Below are 15,333 nucleotides of genomic sequence, written 5' to 3'. Positions count from 1 at the left end.
GGGACGGCTCGGCCCGGGGACGGCTGCACCCGCGGACGGCTGCACCCGCGGCGGCTGGGCCGGGGGACGGCCGGGCCCAGGGACGGCCGGAGTCGGCGGGGCAGCCGGGTGGGCGTCAGGCGCGCATCTCGGTGAGCGCGGCGGCGAGGGCGGTGGAGAGCAGGGCGTGGTCCGCCGGCAGGGTCAGCCAGGTGAAGCCCAGCTCCCGGTAGCGGGCGGCCCAGGCGGGTGCGCCGCAGTACACCCCGACCGGCATGCCCGCCTCCCGGCACTGCCGGGTGATGCTGCGCAGCAGGGCCGCGTAGTCCTCGTCCTCGAGCGGCGGGACGGCCGGCTTCCCGGCACTCAGCGCCAGGTCCGACGGGCCGACGAAGATCGCGTCGACGCCCGGGACCTCCAGGATCGCCGGCAGGTCGCGGGCCCCGGCCAGTGTCTCGATCATGATCACGCAGCCCCCGCGGGCGGAGGTGTCCGCGCCCGCCCAGGCGTGTCGCGTCGGGCCGAAGCTGCGGTGGCCGTCCGGCGGGTAGGCGCACGCCGCGGTCGCGGCCGCGGCCTGGTCCGCGGAGTCGACGAGCGGCACGATCACCCCGTCCGCACCCCGGTCGAGGGCGTGGCCGATCGCGTCCGGGGCGTTGCGCGGCACCCGGACCAGCACCCGCGTGCCCCGCAGCGCCTGCAGCATCGCGAGCAGCGCGTCGTCGCCGATCAGGCCGTGCTGGGCGTCGACGCACACCAGGTCCACACCGGACGCGGCGACGACCTCGGCGCCGGCCGGCGAGGGCAGCTGGCACCAGCCCGCGAGATCCACATCACCCATCTCCACGGGCCCACCCTGCCCCACGGCGCGCCGCGCCGCCGAGCGGGTACCGGGGCCGTAGCCTCACGCGGTGCTCGGGGTCAGTCACGCCACGTCGGGAGCGGCCCTCGGGCTCGCGGTCGCGGGTCTCGCACCCCAGGCCGTCGGGATGGTGGCGACCGTGGGCACCGTGCTCACTTTCGCCGGGGTGACCGCGGGGGCCGCGCTCCTCCCGGACCTCGACCATCCCTCGTCGACGGCGACGCGGCGGTTCTCGTGGGCCTCCTGGCTCGCGGCGCGGGCGGTGCGGCCGTTCTCGGCGTTGCTGTTCCGGCTCACCCGGGGTCCGCGGGACACGGGGCGCGGCACCCACCGCGGGCTGACCCACACCCTCGCCGGGGCCCTGCTGCTCGGCGGCGGGACGGCCGCGGCCAGTGCGCGCTGGGGCACGCCCGTCACGGTCGGCGTGCTGTTCGTGTGCCTGGCGCTGGCGATCAAGGGTCTCGACGGGCTGGTGCCCGGCCCGCCGTCGCTGGTCATCGCCGCGGGGCTGACCTGGGCGGCGGAGGAGAAGCTGCCGGGCGGGACGGCCGGGGCCGCAGGCTGGCTCGGGATCGCGGTGGGGCTCGGGATGCTGGTGCACTCCCTCGGCGACGCGATCACGGAGTCCGGTGCCCCGATCTTCTGGCCGGTGTCGATCCGGGGTCGCCGCTGGTTCCCGGTCGGCAGCCCGCGGCCGCTGCGCTTCCGGGCCGGTGGGCGGGTGGAGATGCTGGTCGTCGCTCCGCTGCTGACGGCGTTGACGCTCGGCCTGGCGGTGTGGGTGGTCCCCGGCGTGGCCGATCTGGTGACGAGTGTGCGGGAGCACCTGGGGGCGGGCGGATGATGGCGGGCGTGAGCGAACTCGTGAGCTCACCATTCGGCGCAGCGCGGTCGCGAATGCGGCCGACGAGCGCCGGCGAGGAGGCGGGCGTGAGCGAGTGGGAGCTGCCGGCGCGGCCGGTGATCGGGATCCTGCACCCGGGTGCGATGGGTGCCGCGCTGGGCTCGGCGCTGAAGCCCCGGGCGGGGGCGGTGATCTGGGCGGATGCCGGGCGGACCCATGCCACCGCGAAGCGGGCCGAGCTGGCCGACCTGATCGCGGTGCCGACCGTGGCGGACCTGGCGCGCCGCGCGGACGTCGTCGTCTCCATCTGTCCGCCGCACGCGGCGCTCGAGGTGGCGGAGCACGTGGCGGCGGCGAGCCGCCCGGCCGGTTCCGCCGCGGGAGGGCCGCTGTACGTCGACGCGAACGCGGTGTCCCCGGCGACGGTCGCGCGGATCGGCGAGCTGTTCGGCGAGGCGCTGGTCGACGGGGCCGTGATCGGCCCGCCGGCGTGGGAGCAGGGGCGGACGGTGCTGTGGCTGTCCGGCCCGCACGCGGCCACGGTCGCGGGCCTGTTCGAGGGCACCCCGTTCATCCCGCGGATCGCCGGGCCGGAGCCGGGCACCGCGAGCGCGCTGAAGGCGTGTTTCGCGTTGCAGAGCAAGGCGTTGCCCGCGATCTGGCTGGCCCTCGACGAGGCCGCCCGCGCCTACGGGGTCACGGAGCAGCTGCGCGAGGAGCTCACCCGCGCCGGCGTCGATCTCGACGACCGGCTGGCGGGGATCGGGCCGCAGGCCAGGGAGAAGGGCTGGCGGTGGGTGGGGGAGATGGAGGAGGCGGCCGCGGCATTCGACGCGATCGGTGTCCCCGGCGGCTTCTCCCGCGCCGCCGCCGAGGTGTACCGCAGGGCGTGACCGCTCACAGGGAGATCACCAGGACCTCAGTGTCGGATGATCATGCACAATTCGCACTGAGGTCCTGATGATCACCGCGGGGGGACGGTGCGGCGGTGGTCAGGTGCCGGTGGGGCCGAAGCGTTCCACCCGGATGCGCGCGGTGGCCGCGCCCAGGCCGGTGAGCAGCTCCGTCACCGTGTCGCAGAAGGGCGGGGTGCCGCACACGTAGATCGGGCCGTCCGGACCGAGGGCCGGCGCGAGATCGGCGGCGGTCAGCCGGCCCGCCGCCCGTCCGGCGACCTCCTGGCGGGTGTGGACGACCGTGGTGCGCGGCCCGGTGATCTCCGCGGCGAAGTAGAGGTCCACCGGGCGCCGCACGGACACCACCAGCCGGAACAGGTCCTCCTGGCCGGTGGCCCTGGCCTGGCGCAGCATCGACATCAGCGGTACGACCCCCGATCCGCCGCCGATCCCGAGGGCCGGGCCGTCCGCCGCCCAGGCGAAGTGGCCGCCGATCGGGCCGCGGAGCTCAAGCTCGTCGCCGACCTCGACGACCTCGTGCAGGAACTCGGAGACCTCCCCGCCGGGCAGGTGCTCGACGGTGATCTGGAGCTCCGGCGAGCCCGGCACCGAGGAGATCGAGTAGTCGCGCTGGGCGGTGTAGCCGTCCGGGGCGGAGAGCCGCAGCACGACGTACTGGCCCGCGACGTGCGTGAACGGGCGTTCGAGGGCCAGGCGGAAGGTCGTGGCGGTCGGGGTCTCCCGCCGGATCCCGACGACCGTGGCCTGCTGCCAGGGGCCTGCCACGTCAGTCCCCCTGATAGCGCTGCTCGAGCCAGGGGTCGCCGCGGTCGTGGTAGCCGTTGCGCTCCCAGAAGCCGGGCTCGTCCTCGGCGCCGATCCGCAGCCCGGAGACCCACTTGGCGCTCTTCCAGAAGTACAGGTGCGGCACCAGGAGCCGGGCCGGGCCGCCGTGTTCGGTGGTCAGCGGGCTGCCGTCCGCGTCCCAGACCACCCAGGCCTTCCCACCGGTGACGTCCTCCAGCGGCAGGTTCGTGGTGTAGCCGGTGTGCGCGGTGGCCACCACGAACCGGGCTTCGGGACGGACACCGGCGGCGTCGAGCAGGGTGTCGACCGAGACGCCGTCGAAGGTCATGGCGAGCTTGGACCACGTCGTCACGCAGTGGATGTCGCCGGAGTAGCGCGAGCGGGGCAGCGCGCGGATCTCGGCCCAGGTCCAGCTGGTGGGGCGGTCGACAAGGCCCTCGATCGTGAAGGTCCAGCGGTCGGTCGCCAGGCGGGGGGTGGACTCGGCGTGCAGGACCGGCCAGTCCCTGCCGGCGTCGTACTGGCCCGGGGGCAGCCGCGGGTCCCGCGCCGCCCGGCCGCGTCCGGTGAATCCTCGGGTGATCGCCACGGCCGACAGCATGCCCTGTCGGGGGCCGGTCCGGGAGGGCTACTCCGGGAGGGGCGCCACGGCGGGGTGCTCGCCGGGCAGGTGCCGGTCGAGGACCAGGGCGCCGAAGCCGAGCCCGAGGAACAGCACCGCGACGACGAGGCAGTTGATCGCCACCCGCCCGTAGCCGAGGCTCACGACGTCGACGAAGGGATAGGGGTACCAGTCGATGAACGCGCCCCGGGCCAGCGTGAACACGAGCCAGGCCGCAGGGTAGATCAACGACAGGAGCACGACCGTCCGGTCGATCAGCCCGCGCGGCCCGAACACCAGCCACCCGGCGACGGCGATCACGGGCGTGACCATGTGACACAGCACGTTGGCGAGCTGGTGCAGGCCCTGGGGGTTCGAGGTCTGCGCGAGCACGAGGTTGTAGACGATCCCGGTGACCCCGATGGACATCACCCCGGCGAGCACCAGCACCCGGATCAGCCGCCCGTAGCGCGGCGGTGCCGCGGCCAGGCGCAGGTGCACCACGCCGACCAGCAGGTTCGACAGGATCGTGAAGAAGGCGAAGACGTTCGCCACCCGCGAGCCGGTCGAGTCGAACACCGAGTACGGCCGGGAGTCGACGGCCGTGGCGATCACCTGCACGACGATGCCGAGCAGCGCCACGACGGCGACGAGCGCGAACCAGGGGCGGGCGAACCGAGACATCGGCAGAATCTAGCCGCCCGAACGCGCGTGCAGGCGCAACGAGGACCCGGCGGTCGGGTGACGGGTCCGACTCGTCCCCATCCGGTGACCCAACGGTGATCCGGCGGAGCGCCCCGTGACCGCCCTACCACGGCATTTCACCCATCCGGCGGAAACCGGGCCACGCACCGCAAGCGTCATGCCCGCGGAACGATCCGGACACAGAGTCGTAACACGGTCGAGGGAGCGTGCTGGGCATGTCGTCGGACGAGGTCGAGATCGGCTTCACGGGTGCCCGCTTCGGTGGTGCGCCCCGCAAGCGGCGCCGCAGACGGGACGATCCGGCGACGGACAGCGCGCCGCGCCCGACGGGCCCCGCGGGACAGCCGGGTGCCCGGCGGACCGCGGACGAGGCGGACACGGTCGCCATGCCGGTCGTGGGGGCCCGTCCCGGCCCGTCCGCACCACCCCCGGCCGCCCCCGTGCCCGCGGTCCCGGACGCCGCCGCGCCGGACCTGCCGGCGCCCGAGGTCGGGTTCACCGGCGCCCGGTTCGGCGGGGCCCCGCGGCGCCGGGCGGCGCCCGTCCCGGCACCGGTCCCCGAGCCCGTCCCGGCACCGCCGCCCCCGCTCGCGGCCGACGACGCGGACGAGGAACCGGACGTGGAGCCGATGGAGGAGCGCGGGGGCCGCTCCACCGCCGTCCGGCCCTACTTCTACACGCGTGGTCGGACGCGCTCCCGCTACGAGCTGGCGGTCGAGACCCTGGTCTCCACCCCGCCCGCCGCGTTCGGCCGCGCGGAGCTGGCCGAGCACCGGCCGATCCTGGAGCTGTGCCGCGAGCCCCGCTCGATCGCCGAGGTCGGTGCCATGGCCGGGATGCCGCTGGGGGTGGCGCGGGTCGTCGTCGGGGACCTGGCCGTCACCGGTGGGCTGGTGGTGCACCGGACCGTCACGGCGGAGGGGCCGGACCTGGCCCTGATGGAGAGGGTCCTGTCCGGACTCCGCAAGCTGTAGGGACAGGTCCCGGCGAGCGGGCTCGCGCGGGCTGTGACACAACTCGGGGATGAGCGAGTTGCTGGCCCCGCCCGTGCCCGTCGTCGCGGACCCGTTCCACACCCCGGAGCGCGAGGAGCTGCAGGCGACCGCGCGCCGCTTCGTCGAGGACCGGGTCCTCCCGGTCGCCGACGAGCTCGACAAGGTCAAGGGCGAGATCCCGCGCTCCCTGCTCGACGAGATGGGCGGGCTCGGGTACTTCGGCATCACGATCCCGCGCGAGGACGGCGGCCTGGGGCTCGGCGCCTTCGAGTACTGCATGATCGCCGAGGAGCTGGCCCGCGGCTGGATGAGCGTCGGCAGCATCATCGCCCGTGCCCAGGGTGCCGGGACCGGCGTCGACGACCCGGGTCGACGGGCGGAGCTGCTGCGGCGCAGCGCGGCCGGCACCTGGATCGGGGCCATCGCCCTGTCCGAGCCGGATGCCGGATCGGACCTCGCCGCCGTCGCCACCCGGGCGGTGCGCGAGGGCGACGAGTTCGTGATCACCGGCCGCAAGCGCTGGATCGGCAACGCCAAGGCGGCCGACTTCCTCCAGGTCCTGGTGCGCACGGCCGATCCCGAGCCGGGGGAGAGGCGTTCGGCGGGGCTGGCGACGCTCGTCGTCGAGAAGGAGCGGGACTCCTTTCCCGAGGGGCTGACCGGCAGCCCGATCGACAAGATCGGCTACCACGGGTTCGTCACCTGGGACCTGGAGTTCGACGGCGTGCGGGTACCCGCCGCCAACCTGCTGGGCGAGCAGGGTTTCTCCGACGCCCAGAAATGGCTCAACGTCGCCCGCGTGCACACCGCGGCCCGGGCGGTGGGGCTGGCCCGCGGGGCGGTCGAGGACTGCATCGTCTACCTGCAGCAGCGCGAGCAGTTCGAGCACCCGATCGCCGATTTCCAGGCCGTCCGCTTCCGGCTGGCGACGATGGCGGCACGGGTAGAGCAGGCCCGTTCCTTCTACCAGCACGTCGCCCACCGCCTGGACCAGGGCGAACCGTGCGAGCGGGAGGCCGCGATGGTGAAGCTGCTGGCCACCGAGATGGCCGCGGAGGTCACCGGCGAGGGCATCCAGCTCCACGGCGGCAACGGCTACACCACCGAGCACCGGGTCGAGCGCTACTGGCGCGACGCGCGGCTCACCACGATCTTCGAGGGCACCAGCGAGATCCAGCAGAAGATCGTCGCCGACCGGCTGCTCCCGCGCAGCCCGCTCGGCTGACACACTGCTCCGATGCCCGACGCCGCGGAGGTCTCCGATGGTGCTGCCCGGGTGGCCCACCATCCGGTGGTCGACGGCCTGGCGCGCGTCGGGCTGGTCGCCTACGGCCTGGTGCACCTGCTGATCGCGGTGCTGGCCGTCCGGATCGCGCTCGGCGCGGGCGGGAAGGCCGACAAGACCGGCGCGCTGCAGGCCGTGGCGTCGACCGGGGCGGGACGGGTGGTGCTCTGGCTCGTCGTCGGCGGGCTCGCGGCACTCGTCCTGGACCGGCTCGTACAGGCGGCCCTCGGGCACCGGGGGCTGCCGTGGGTGCCCCGGTTGCGGCGCACGGCCGTGGATCTCGCCGAGGCGGTCGTCTACGGGGTGCTGCTCAAGACGGCGGCCGACGTCGCGGCCGACGGCGGGGCGGATCCGTCGACGCCGCCGCTGCCGTCGCTGCTCCTGGGCCTGCCCGGCGGGCGGTTCCTGCTGGGCGCGGCGGGCGTCGGGATCGTCGCGGTGGCCGGGTACGCCGCCTGTCGCGGGATCAGCGGGGCGTTCCGCCGCGACCTCGACCTCCGCGGCGCGGGGCTGCGCCGCTCGCTGCTGGTGATGCGCCTCGGCCGGGTGGGCTGGACGGCGCTGGGGACGGCCTACGTGCTGTCCGGCGGCCTGCTCGTGGTCGCGGCGGTCCGGCACGATCCCGCCCAGCCCGTCGGGCTCGACGCCGCGCTGAAGGGCCTGGCCGGGCACGCCGCCGGGCCCGCGGTGCTGATCGTGCTGGCCGCCGGGCTCGTGGTGTTCGCCGTCTACACGCTGTTCCACGCGCGGCACCGCGCCGCGTAGCGCGGCAGTGCGTTCCGTGATCGTCGCGGGTCGACGCCGCGCGACCGGCTCGGTGCGGCTCAGGCAGGGAGGACCGAGCTCGGGAGGGTGGCCTCGGGGCCGGGTTGCCCGCCGAGCGCGCCGACCAGCAGCTCCCGGGCCCGGGCGAGGTGCTCGTCGAGCAGCTCCGCCGCGGCGTCGCCGCGGCCGGCCTGCACGTGGTCGAGGATCCGCTCGTGCTCGGCCACGATGGTCGCCGGGCTGAGCAGCTGCCGACCCTGCACCTGGGCCATGCACAGCCGCACCTCGGACGTCAGCGACCGGTACATCCGGCTGGTCCGGACGTTGTCGACGGCATCGACCAGCGACGAGTGGAACCGCATGTCCGGCTCGACGACGTCGAAGCTGGAGGCCTCCCACCGCCGCCGGATCTCCGCGTTCGCCTCGTGGGCGGCCTCCGGGACCGGGGTACCCGCGCGGGCGAGCCTCCGCAGCACCTCGGCCTCGAGGAAGGCCCGCGAGAGGTAGATGTCGCGCACGTCGGCGGGTCCGAGGCGGACGACCCGCGCGGTCCGGTTCGTGCTGCGTTCCAGCACCGCCTCGGCGACCAGCCGCTCGATGGCGGCCTTCGCCGTGGCGCGGGCCACCTCGTAGCGGCCCGCGACCTCGGCCTCCGTGAGCGAGGCGCCGGGCCCGAGCTCGCCGCCGAGCACGGCGGCGCGGAGATCCGTCGCGATGGCGTCGACGACCGACGTGACCTGGACCCGGGTGACCACGGCGGCCACCCTACTCAACGGAGCTACTCGGTAGTGTTGCTCAGCCAGTCAACTTGCTGAACAATCTGCCGGGAGTCCGGTCGAGGAGGATGGTTCCCTGATGCTCGAGCTGCGGACCGACGTGCTCTCCCGCCACGCCCTGGCCCACGACGCCTCGCACTTCCACCTGCTGCCCGCCGCGATCGCGGTGCCGCGGGGTGCGGCGGAGGTGGGGGCGCTGCTGCTGGAGAGCCGGCGCGTCGGCGTCCCGCTGACCTTCCGCTCCGGCGGGACCAGCCTGTCCGGGCAGGGCGTCACGGACCAGCTGCTCGTCGACACCCGGAAGCACTTCCGCGAGATCGAGATCCTCGACGACGGGCTGCGGGTGCGCGTCGAGCCCGGCGTCACGGTGCGGCAGCTCAACGCCCGGCTGGCCCGGTACGGGCGGCGGTTCGGCCCGGACCCGGCGAGCGAGGCGGCCTGCACGGTCGGCGGCGTGCTCGCGAACAACTCCAGCGGCATGGCCTGCGGGACGGTCGAGAACAGCTACCGCACCCTGGAGTCGGTGCTCGCGGTGCTGCCGTCCGGCACGGTCGTCGACACCGGCGCGCCCGACGCGGACGAGCGGCTGCGCGCCCTCGAACCCGACCTCGCCAAGGGCCTGTCGGAGCTGCGCGAGCGGATCCTGGCGCGTCCGGCGTCCGTGGCGACGATCGAGCGCCAGTTCGCCATGAAGAACACCATGGGCTACGGACTCAACGCCCTGCTCGACCACGCCACCCCGGCCGAGATCCTCACGCACCTGCTGGTGGGCAGCGAGGGGACGCTCGCGTTCGTCGCCTCCGCGGTGTTCCGTACGGTCCCGCTCCGCACGCGGATCTCCTCCGCGCTCCTGGTGTTCGACGACCTGTTCGCGGCGAGCGAGGCCCTCCCGGCCCTGGTGGCGACGGACGCGGCGACCCTGGAGCTGATGGACGCCACCTCGCTGCGCGTGGGCCAGTCCTTCGCGGACTGTCCGCCCGAGGTCGCCCGGATCGCGGTCGACTCCCAGGCGGCGCTGCTGCTGGAGTACCAGGCGACCTCCGCCGACGAGCTCGCCGACCTCGTCGCCGCGGCGCGCCCGACCTTGGACGCGCTGCGGATCCCGGCCGAGCTCAGCACGGAGGCGTCGGTCCGCGGTCCGCTGTGGAAGCTGCGCAAGGGGCTCTACGCGTCGGTCGCCGGGGCGCGCCCGCAGGGCAGCACCGCCCTGCTGGAGGACGTCGTGGTGCCGGTCCCGGCGCTGGCGGAGACCTGCCGCGACCTGGCCGCCCTGTTCGACCGCCACAGCTACCGCGACAGCGTGGTGTTCGGGCACGCCAAGGACGGCAACATCCACTTCATGCTCACGGACCGCTTCGAGACCGACGAGCAGCTCGGCCGCTACCGGGCCTTCACCGACGACATGGTGGATCTCGTGCTGGCACAGGGCGGCTCGCTCAAGGCCGAGCACGGCACGGGCCGGGTGATGGCGCCGTACGTCCGCCGCCAGTACGGCGACGAGCTGTACTCCGTGATGCGGGAGATCAAGCGCCTCTTCGATCCCCACGGCGTGCTCAGCCCGGGCGTGGTGATCGGCGACGATCCCGAGGTGCACCTCAAGCACATCAAGGTCAATCCCGAGGTCGAGGCGGAGGTCGACCGCTGCACGGCCTGCGGCTTCTGCGAGCCGGTGTGCCCCAGCAAGGACCTGACGCTCACACCGCGGCAGCGCATCGCCGCCCGGCGGGCGATCCGGGACGCCGAGCAGGCAGGAGACACCGCGCTGGCCGCGCAGCTGGAGGAGGCGTACGGGTACAGCGGCGTGGACACCTGCGCCGTGGACGGCATGTGCCAGACGGCCTGCCCGGTGCTGATCAACACCGGCGACCTGGTCAAGACGTTGCGCAAGCAGGACCAGCCGGCCGTCACCGCGGCGGCGTGGACCACCGCCGCGGGTCACTGGTCGGCGGTCACCCGGGGCGCCTCGCTGGGCCTGACGGCGCTGCGACGGGCCGGCAGCGCGGCCGACCGGAGCGCGGACGACGCGCCGCGGACGACGGCGTTCGGTGCGGCGGTGGCCGCCGCGAACCGCCTGGCGCGCAGGGTCGCGGGGGCGGACACCGTCCCTCTCTGGTCGCCCGAGCTCCCCGCCGGTGGAGGACGCCGCGCCCGGCCCGCGCCCCAGGGGAGGCCGGCGGCCGTGTACCTCCCGGCCTGCGTCGCCACGATGTTCGGGCCGGCCGAGGGCCCCGGGGTGCAGGCGAGCCTCGAGACCCTCTGTGCCGCAGCGGGAGTCGAGCTGCTGGTCCCGGAGGGGATCGACTCGCTCTGCTGCGCCACCCCGTGGTCGTCGAAGGGCCTGCCGGCGGGCCACGAGGCGATGCGGGCGCGGGTCCTTCCCGTCGTTCGGGAGGCCACGCGTTCCGGCGAGCTCCCGGTGATCAGCGACGCCTCCTCGTGCAGCGAGGGATTCCGTGCTCTGCTGACCGACGGCGTGCCCGGCGACGTCCGGGTGGTCGACGCCGTGCAGTTCGTCCTCGACGAGGTGGTGCCCAGGCTCCCACCGCACCGGAAGGTGCCGTCGGTCTCGGTGCACCCCACCTGCTCGTCTGCCCGGATGGGCCTGGACCCGGCGCTGCTCGCGCTCGCCCGCGAGGTGGCCGACGAGGTCCACGTCCCGGACGACTGGGGCTGCTGCGCCTTCGCCGGCGACCGCGGCCTGCTCCATCCCGAGCTGACCGCCTCCGCGACCGCGAGGGAGGCCGCGGAGGTGAAGGCGCGCAACGCGAGTGCCCACGTCTCGTGCAACCGCACCTGCGAGCTCGGCATGACCCGGGCGACCGGCAGCACCTACCGCCACATCCTGGAGCTGCTCGCCGACCTCACGCCGAGATGAACCTCAGGGCGATCTCGTGGGGGCCGGAATCGCCCTGAGGTTCATCTCGGGTCAGGTGTCGGAGAAGCCCGTGATCCAGACGACGGCCTCGCCGGCCTCGTCAGAGGCGGCGAGGTCGACCTCGGCGGTGATGGCCCAGTCGTGGTCGCCCTCGGGATCGTCGATGACCTGGCGGACGAGCCAGCGCTCCGGCTCCTCGACGACGTCGATCATCTTGGGGCCGCGGGCGTTCGGGCCGACCCCGATGCCGCCGAAGCCGTGCAGGTCGAAGAAGGGCGCGAAGGCCTCGCGCCAGCGGTCCGCCGTCCAGCCGGACTCCTTGTCCAGCTCGCCGAGCAGGTCCCAGCGGTTGAGCGAGGCGAGCTCGACGCGGCGGAACAGGGCGTTGCGCACCAGCACCCGGAAGGCGCGGGCGTTGCGGGTGACCCCCGCGGGCCGCGAGTCGACGGACGGCGGTGCCGTCTCCTCCTCGACGCCGCCGCCGGCGGCCAGCTCGGACCACTCGTCGAGCAGCGAGGAGTCGACCTGCCGCACCAGCTCGCCGAGCCACTCGACGAGGTCCGTGAGCTCCTCGGTGTGGGCCGCCGCGGGCACGGTCTGGCGCAGCGCGCGGAAGCAGTCCGCGAGGTAGCGCAGGACGAGACCCTCGGAGCGGGCGAGCTGGTAGAAGGCAACGTATTCATGGAAGGTCATGGCACGCTCGGACATGTCCCGCACCACGGACTTCGGCGACAGCACGGCGTCCTCCACCCACGGCGCCCCGCGCCGGTAGGTGTCCAGGGCGCCGACCAGCAGCTCCTCGAGGGGCTTCGGGTAGGTGACCTCCTCGAGCAGCGCCATGCGCTCCTCGTACTCGATGCCCTCGGCCTTCATGGCCGCGACGGCCTCGCCCTTGGCCTTGTTCTGCTGGGCGTAGAGCACCTGCCGCGGGTCGTCGAGGGTCGCCTCGACCACCGACACCATGTCGAGCGCGTAGTCCGGGGACTCCCGGTCGAGCAGGTCGAACGCGGCCAGCGCGAAGGGGGACAGCGGCTGGTTGAGCGCGAAGTCCAGCTGCAGGTCGCCCACGAGGCGCACGGTGCGGCCCTCGGCGTCCGGCTCGTCGAGCTTCTCGACGACCCCGGCGGCCAGCAGCGCCTTGTAGATCGCGATGGCCCGCAGGATGTGCTTGCGCTGCCGCGGGCGCGGCTCGTGGTTGTCCTCCAGCAGGTGCCGCATGTTGGCGAACGCGTCCCCGGGGCGGGAGATCACGTTGAGCAGCAACGCGTGCGTGACCTGGAAGTGGCTGGTCAGCGGCTCGGGCTGCGCGGTCTGGAACTTCTCGAACGAGGCCGCGGACCAGCCGACGAACCCCTCCGGCGCCTGCACCCGGACCACGCGGCGGCGCTTCTTGACGTCGTCGCCCGCCTTGGCGAGCCGCCGCGCGTTCTCGACCTCGTGCTCCGGGGCCTCGGCCACCACGGTGCCGACGGTGTCGTACCCGGCCCGCCCCGCCCGTCCGGCGATCTGGTGGAACTCACGGGCCTTCAGCGGGCGCGTGCGGGTGCCGTCGTACTTCGCCAGGGCCGTGAACAGCACGGTCCGGATCGGCACGTTGATGCCGACGCCGAGGGTGTCCGTGCCGCAGATGACCTTCAGCAGCCCCGCCTGCGCGAGGGTCTCCACGAGCCGGCGGTAGCGCGGCAGCATGCCGGCGTGGTGCACGCCGATCCCGTGCCGGACCAGCCGCGACAGCGTCTTCCCGAAGCCCGCCGTGAACCGGAAGTCGCCGATCAGCTCCGCGATCGCCGCCTTCTCCTCCTTCGAGGTCACGTTCACGCTCATCAGCGACTGCGCCCGCTCGACGGCGGACTGCTGGGTGAAGTGCACGACGTAGACGGGCGCCTCGTGGGTGTGGAGGAGCTCGTCGATCGTCTCGTGCAGCGGCGTGGTGACGTACCGGTACAGCAGCGGCACGGGCCGCTCGACACTCGTGATCTCCACGGTGGTCCGCCCGGTGCGGCGGGTGAGGTCCTCGGAGAAGAAGGTCGTGTCACCCAGGGTGGCGCTCATCAACAGGAACTGCGCCTGCGGGAGCTCGATCAGCGGCACCTGCCACGCCCAGCCGCGGCTCGGGTCGGCGTAGAAGTGGAACTCGTCCATGATCACCGAGCCGACGTCCGCCGCCCGGCCCTGGCGCAGCGCGATGTTCGCGAGGATCTCCGCGGTGCAGCAGATGATCTCCGCGCCCTCGTTGACCGCCGCGTCGCCGGTGAGCATGCCGACCCGCTCGGGGCCGAACACGTCGATCAGCGCGAAGAACTTCTCGCTGACCAGCGCCTTGATCGGCGCGGTGTAGAAGGTGCGGACGCCGCGGGCCAGGGCGGCCGCGTGCGCCGCGATGGCCACCAGCGACTTCCCGGAGCCGGTCGGCGTGGAGAGGATGACGTTGCCGCCGGTCGCGATCTCCAGGAGCGCCTCCTCCTGCGCCGGGTAGAGCGACAGGCCCCGCTCGGAGTAGGCCCAGTCGGCGAAGGTCTCGACCAGCGCGTCGGGGTCGTCGGCACGCGGGAGGCGGTCGGTGAGGAGGGGAGACGTCATGGTGGGTCCGATTGTCCACCCGTGCCCGCCGATCGGCCCACCCGCCACCACGAGCCGGCCCACCACCACTGCGGGCCGGCTCACCCGCCACCCGCCGCAGATCAGGGCTGTCTGGGCGCGCCGCCACCACCGTACGGCCGATCAGGTGACGAGGAGGGTGTACCGCCGATTACCGTGGGGCGCGTGAACGGGCGGCGGGGTGGTGTGGGCAGCGGCATGCCCGCAGGAATGCCCGCGGTCGTCCCGCCGATGCTCCCCGCCCAGGGCGACCTCGCCGACGGCGACCGCGGCGAGTGGGCCGTCGAGTTCGCCTGGGCCGGGTTCCGGTGCGTGGCCTATGTCCTGCCGGGCCGGGTGCGGCTGCTCTCCTCCACCGCCCGGACGGTCACCGGGTCCTTCCCGGAGCTCGCGGTGCTCGGTGAGCGGGTCCGCGGCTCCGGCATGGTGCTCGACGGCGTCGTGGTCGCCCTGGACGACGCGGGGCGCCCCAGCCGCCGGCCGCTGATGCGCCGCACCTCCACCGTCGCCCCGTCGGAGCGGCTGCGCGAGCGGGTGCCGATCGGGTTCGTGGCCACGGACCTGCTCTGGCTCGACGGCCGCCCGCTGCTGCGCAGGCCCTACGCGGAACGCCGCGAGCTGCTGGAGGGTCTGGGCATCGCCGGGGCGCCGATCCTCGTGCCGCCCTCGCACCCGGCGTCGGACGCGGCGTTCGTGATGGAGACCGCGGAGCGTTACGGGCTCGACGGGCTGCACCTCAAGCGGGCGGACGCGTCGTACAAGGCGGGCCGGCGCACCCGGGACTGGCTGCGGGTGCCGCTGCGGCGGTCGCGGCCGGTCGTCGTGGGCGGGTGGATGCCCGCGGACCCGCGCAAGCCCGGCCGCCCCGGGGCGCTGCTGCTCGGCATCCCGGAGGTGGACGGCCCGCTCCGCTACGTCGGGCGGGTCGGTATCGGCTCGGGAGCCGCGCGCCGCGAGATCGCCGAGCTCCTCCGCACCCACCACGCCCAGCTCTCGCCGTTCGACGAGGAGGGGCCCGGCGCCGTCCCGGACCAGGTGGCGGACGACGCCCGCTGGCTGCGCCCGGAGATCGTCGGGTCCGCCGAGTACCAGGGCTGGACGCGGGGCGGGCACCTGCGTCTTCCGGTGTGGGCCGGGGTGGAGGCCGCCGAGGAGATCGACCCGGAGGCGTGGGGCGGGACGCCCTGGGAGACCGAGCAGACCGAGCAGGCCGAACAGGCCGAGCGGGCGGAGCAGGCCCGGCAGTCGGGGCCGACGGGGCAGCCGGGGCAGGCCCAGCAGGCTGAGCCGAGTGAGCGGGAGCGGCCGAGCGGCCGGACCGGGCAGGGCGGGCGGGCGGGGCAGG

At 74.4% G+C, this 15,333-nt stretch carries 13 protein-coding genes; 7 read left to right on the top strand and 6 right to left on the bottom strand.

What is annotated here, in order from left to right:
- Window positions 1–115: 115 nt before the first annotated feature.
- Complete coding sequence (locus ABD324_RS04250; protein ID WP_344413405.1) at window positions 116–820, bottom strand: HpcH/HpaI aldolase family protein; 705 nt, start codon at window positions 818–820, stop codon at window positions 116–118.
- A gap of 70 nt (window positions 821–890) precedes the next feature.
- Here ABD324_RS04250 and ABD324_RS04245 point away from each other — a divergent pair, with 70 nt between their 5' ends.
- Window positions 891–1,685, top strand: a complete 795-nt coding sequence (locus ABD324_RS04245; protein WP_344412531.1) for a metal-dependent hydrolase — start codon at window positions 891–893, stop codon at window positions 1,683–1,685.
- A gap of 86 nt (window positions 1,686–1,771) precedes the next feature.
- Window positions 1,772–2,578, top strand: coding sequence for a DUF1932 domain-containing protein (locus ABD324_RS04240; protein WP_344412529.1), 807 nt, complete (start codon window positions 1,772–1,774; stop codon window positions 2,576–2,578).
- Between the two features lie 99 nt (window positions 2,579–2,677).
- Here ABD324_RS04240 and ABD324_RS04235 read toward each other — a convergent pair whose 3' ends face one another.
- From ABD324_RS04235 to ABD324_RS04225, 3 genes are read right to left on the bottom strand one after another with little or no spacing between them, the layout of a single operon-like run.
- Window positions 2,678–3,367: an FAD-binding oxidoreductase gene (locus ABD324_RS04235; protein WP_344412527.1), complete on the bottom strand. Its 690-nt coding sequence runs from the start codon at window positions 3,365–3,367 to the stop codon at window positions 2,678–2,680.
- Between the two features lies 1 nt (window position 3,368).
- A complete protein-coding gene (locus ABD324_RS04230) occupies window positions 3,369–3,989 on the bottom strand; it encodes a sulfite oxidase-like oxidoreductase (protein WP_344412525.1) in 621 nt (206 codons plus the stop codon).
- Window positions 3,990–4,016: 27 nt separating this feature from the next.
- Window positions 4,017–4,673, bottom strand: a complete 657-nt coding sequence (locus tag ABD324_RS04225) for a Pr6Pr family membrane protein (RefSeq protein ID WP_344412523.1) — start codon at window positions 4,671–4,673, stop codon at window positions 4,017–4,019.
- Window positions 4,674–4,909: 236 nt separating this feature from the next.
- Here ABD324_RS04225 and ABD324_RS04220 point away from each other — a divergent pair, with 236 nt between their 5' ends.
- From ABD324_RS04220 to ABD324_RS04210, 3 genes are read left to right on the top strand one after another with little or no spacing between them, the layout of a single operon-like run.
- The gene (locus ABD324_RS04220; protein WP_344412521.1) at window positions 4,910–5,668 is read left to right on the top strand and encodes a DUF742 domain-containing protein; all 759 of its coding nucleotides are present in this window, start codon (window positions 4,910–4,912) and stop codon (window positions 5,666–5,668) included.
- 49 nt (window positions 5,669–5,717) lie between these two features.
- Window positions 5,718–6,914: an acyl-CoA dehydrogenase family protein gene (locus tag ABD324_RS04215; RefSeq protein ID WP_344412519.1), complete on the top strand. Its 1,197-nt coding sequence runs from the start codon at window positions 5,718–5,720 to the stop codon at window positions 6,912–6,914.
- Between the two features lie 12 nt (window positions 6,915–6,926).
- On the top strand, window positions 6,927–7,739 hold the full coding sequence (locus tag ABD324_RS04210; protein WP_344412517.1) for a DUF1206 domain-containing protein: 813 nt from the start codon (window positions 6,927–6,929) through the stop codon (window positions 7,737–7,739).
- A gap of 59 nt (window positions 7,740–7,798) precedes the next feature.
- Here the strand turns inward: ABD324_RS04210 and ABD324_RS04205 are convergent, their stop codons facing one another.
- The gene (locus ABD324_RS04205; protein WP_344412515.1) at window positions 7,799–8,494 is read right to left on the bottom strand and encodes a GntR family transcriptional regulator; all 696 of its coding nucleotides are present in this window, start codon (window positions 8,492–8,494) and stop codon (window positions 7,799–7,801) included.
- A 100-nt stretch (window positions 8,495–8,594) separates the two neighbouring features.
- On the opposite strand from ABD324_RS04205, the gene ABD324_RS04200 reads away from it, so the two are divergent.
- On the top strand, window positions 8,595–11,390 hold the full coding sequence (locus ABD324_RS04200) for an FAD-binding and (Fe-S)-binding domain-containing protein (protein WP_344412513.1): 2,796 nt from the start codon (window positions 8,595–8,597) through the stop codon (window positions 11,388–11,390).
- A 51-nt stretch (window positions 11,391–11,441) separates the two neighbouring features.
- Here the strand turns inward: ABD324_RS04200 and ABD324_RS04195 are convergent, their stop codons facing one another.
- Entirely contained in the window at window positions 11,442–13,970 is a 2,529-nt protein-coding gene (locus ABD324_RS04195; RefSeq protein ID WP_344412511.1) for a DEAD/DEAH box helicase, read from the bottom strand.
- Window positions 13,971–14,153: 183 nt separating this feature from the next.
- On the opposite strand from ABD324_RS04195, the gene ABD324_RS04190 reads away from it, so the two are divergent.
- Window positions 14,154–15,333: ATP-dependent DNA ligase (locus ABD324_RS04190; protein WP_344412509.1), on the top strand; the 1,180-nt coding region annotated here is incomplete at its 3' end.

Source organism: Pseudonocardia ailaonensis (genome assembly GCF_039531635.1).
Taxonomy (GTDB): domain Bacteria; phylum Actinomycetota; class Actinomycetes; order Mycobacteriales; family Pseudonocardiaceae; genus Pseudonocardia; species Pseudonocardia ailaonensis.
Note: the sequence above shows the minus strand (reverse complement) of the source record. Positions and strands in the feature narration are given on the sequence as shown.

Coding starts and splice junctions, on each gene's coding strand:
- ABD324_RS04250 (WP_344413405.1), bottom strand. CDS start 820: ATGGGTGATGTGGATCTCGCGGGCTGGTGCCAGCTGCCCTCGCCGGCC.
- ABD324_RS04230 (WP_344412525.1), bottom strand. CDS start 3,989: ATGCTGTCGGCCGTGGCGATCACCCGAGGATTCACCGGACGCGGCCGG.
- ABD324_RS04225 (WP_344412523.1), bottom strand. CDS start 4,673: ATGTCTCGGTTCGCCCGCCCCTGGTTCGCGCTCGTCGCCGTCGTGGCG.
- ABD324_RS04220 (WP_344412521.1), top strand. CDS start 4,910: ATGTCGTCGGACGAGGTCGAGATCGGCTTCACGGGTGCCCGCTTCGGT.
- ABD324_RS04215 (WP_344412519.1), top strand. CDS start 5,718: ATGAGCGAGTTGCTGGCCCCGCCCGTGCCCGTCGTCGCGGACCCGTTC.
- ABD324_RS04210 (WP_344412517.1), top strand. CDS start 6,927: ATGCCCGACGCCGCGGAGGTCTCCGATGGTGCTGCCCGGGTGGCCCAC.
- ABD324_RS04200 (WP_344412513.1), top strand. CDS start 8,595: ATGCTCGAGCTGCGGACCGACGTGCTCTCCCGCCACGCCCTGGCCCAC.
- ABD324_RS04195 (WP_344412511.1), bottom strand. CDS start 13,970: ATGACGTCTCCCCTCCTCACCGACCGCCTCCCGCGTGCCGACGACCCC.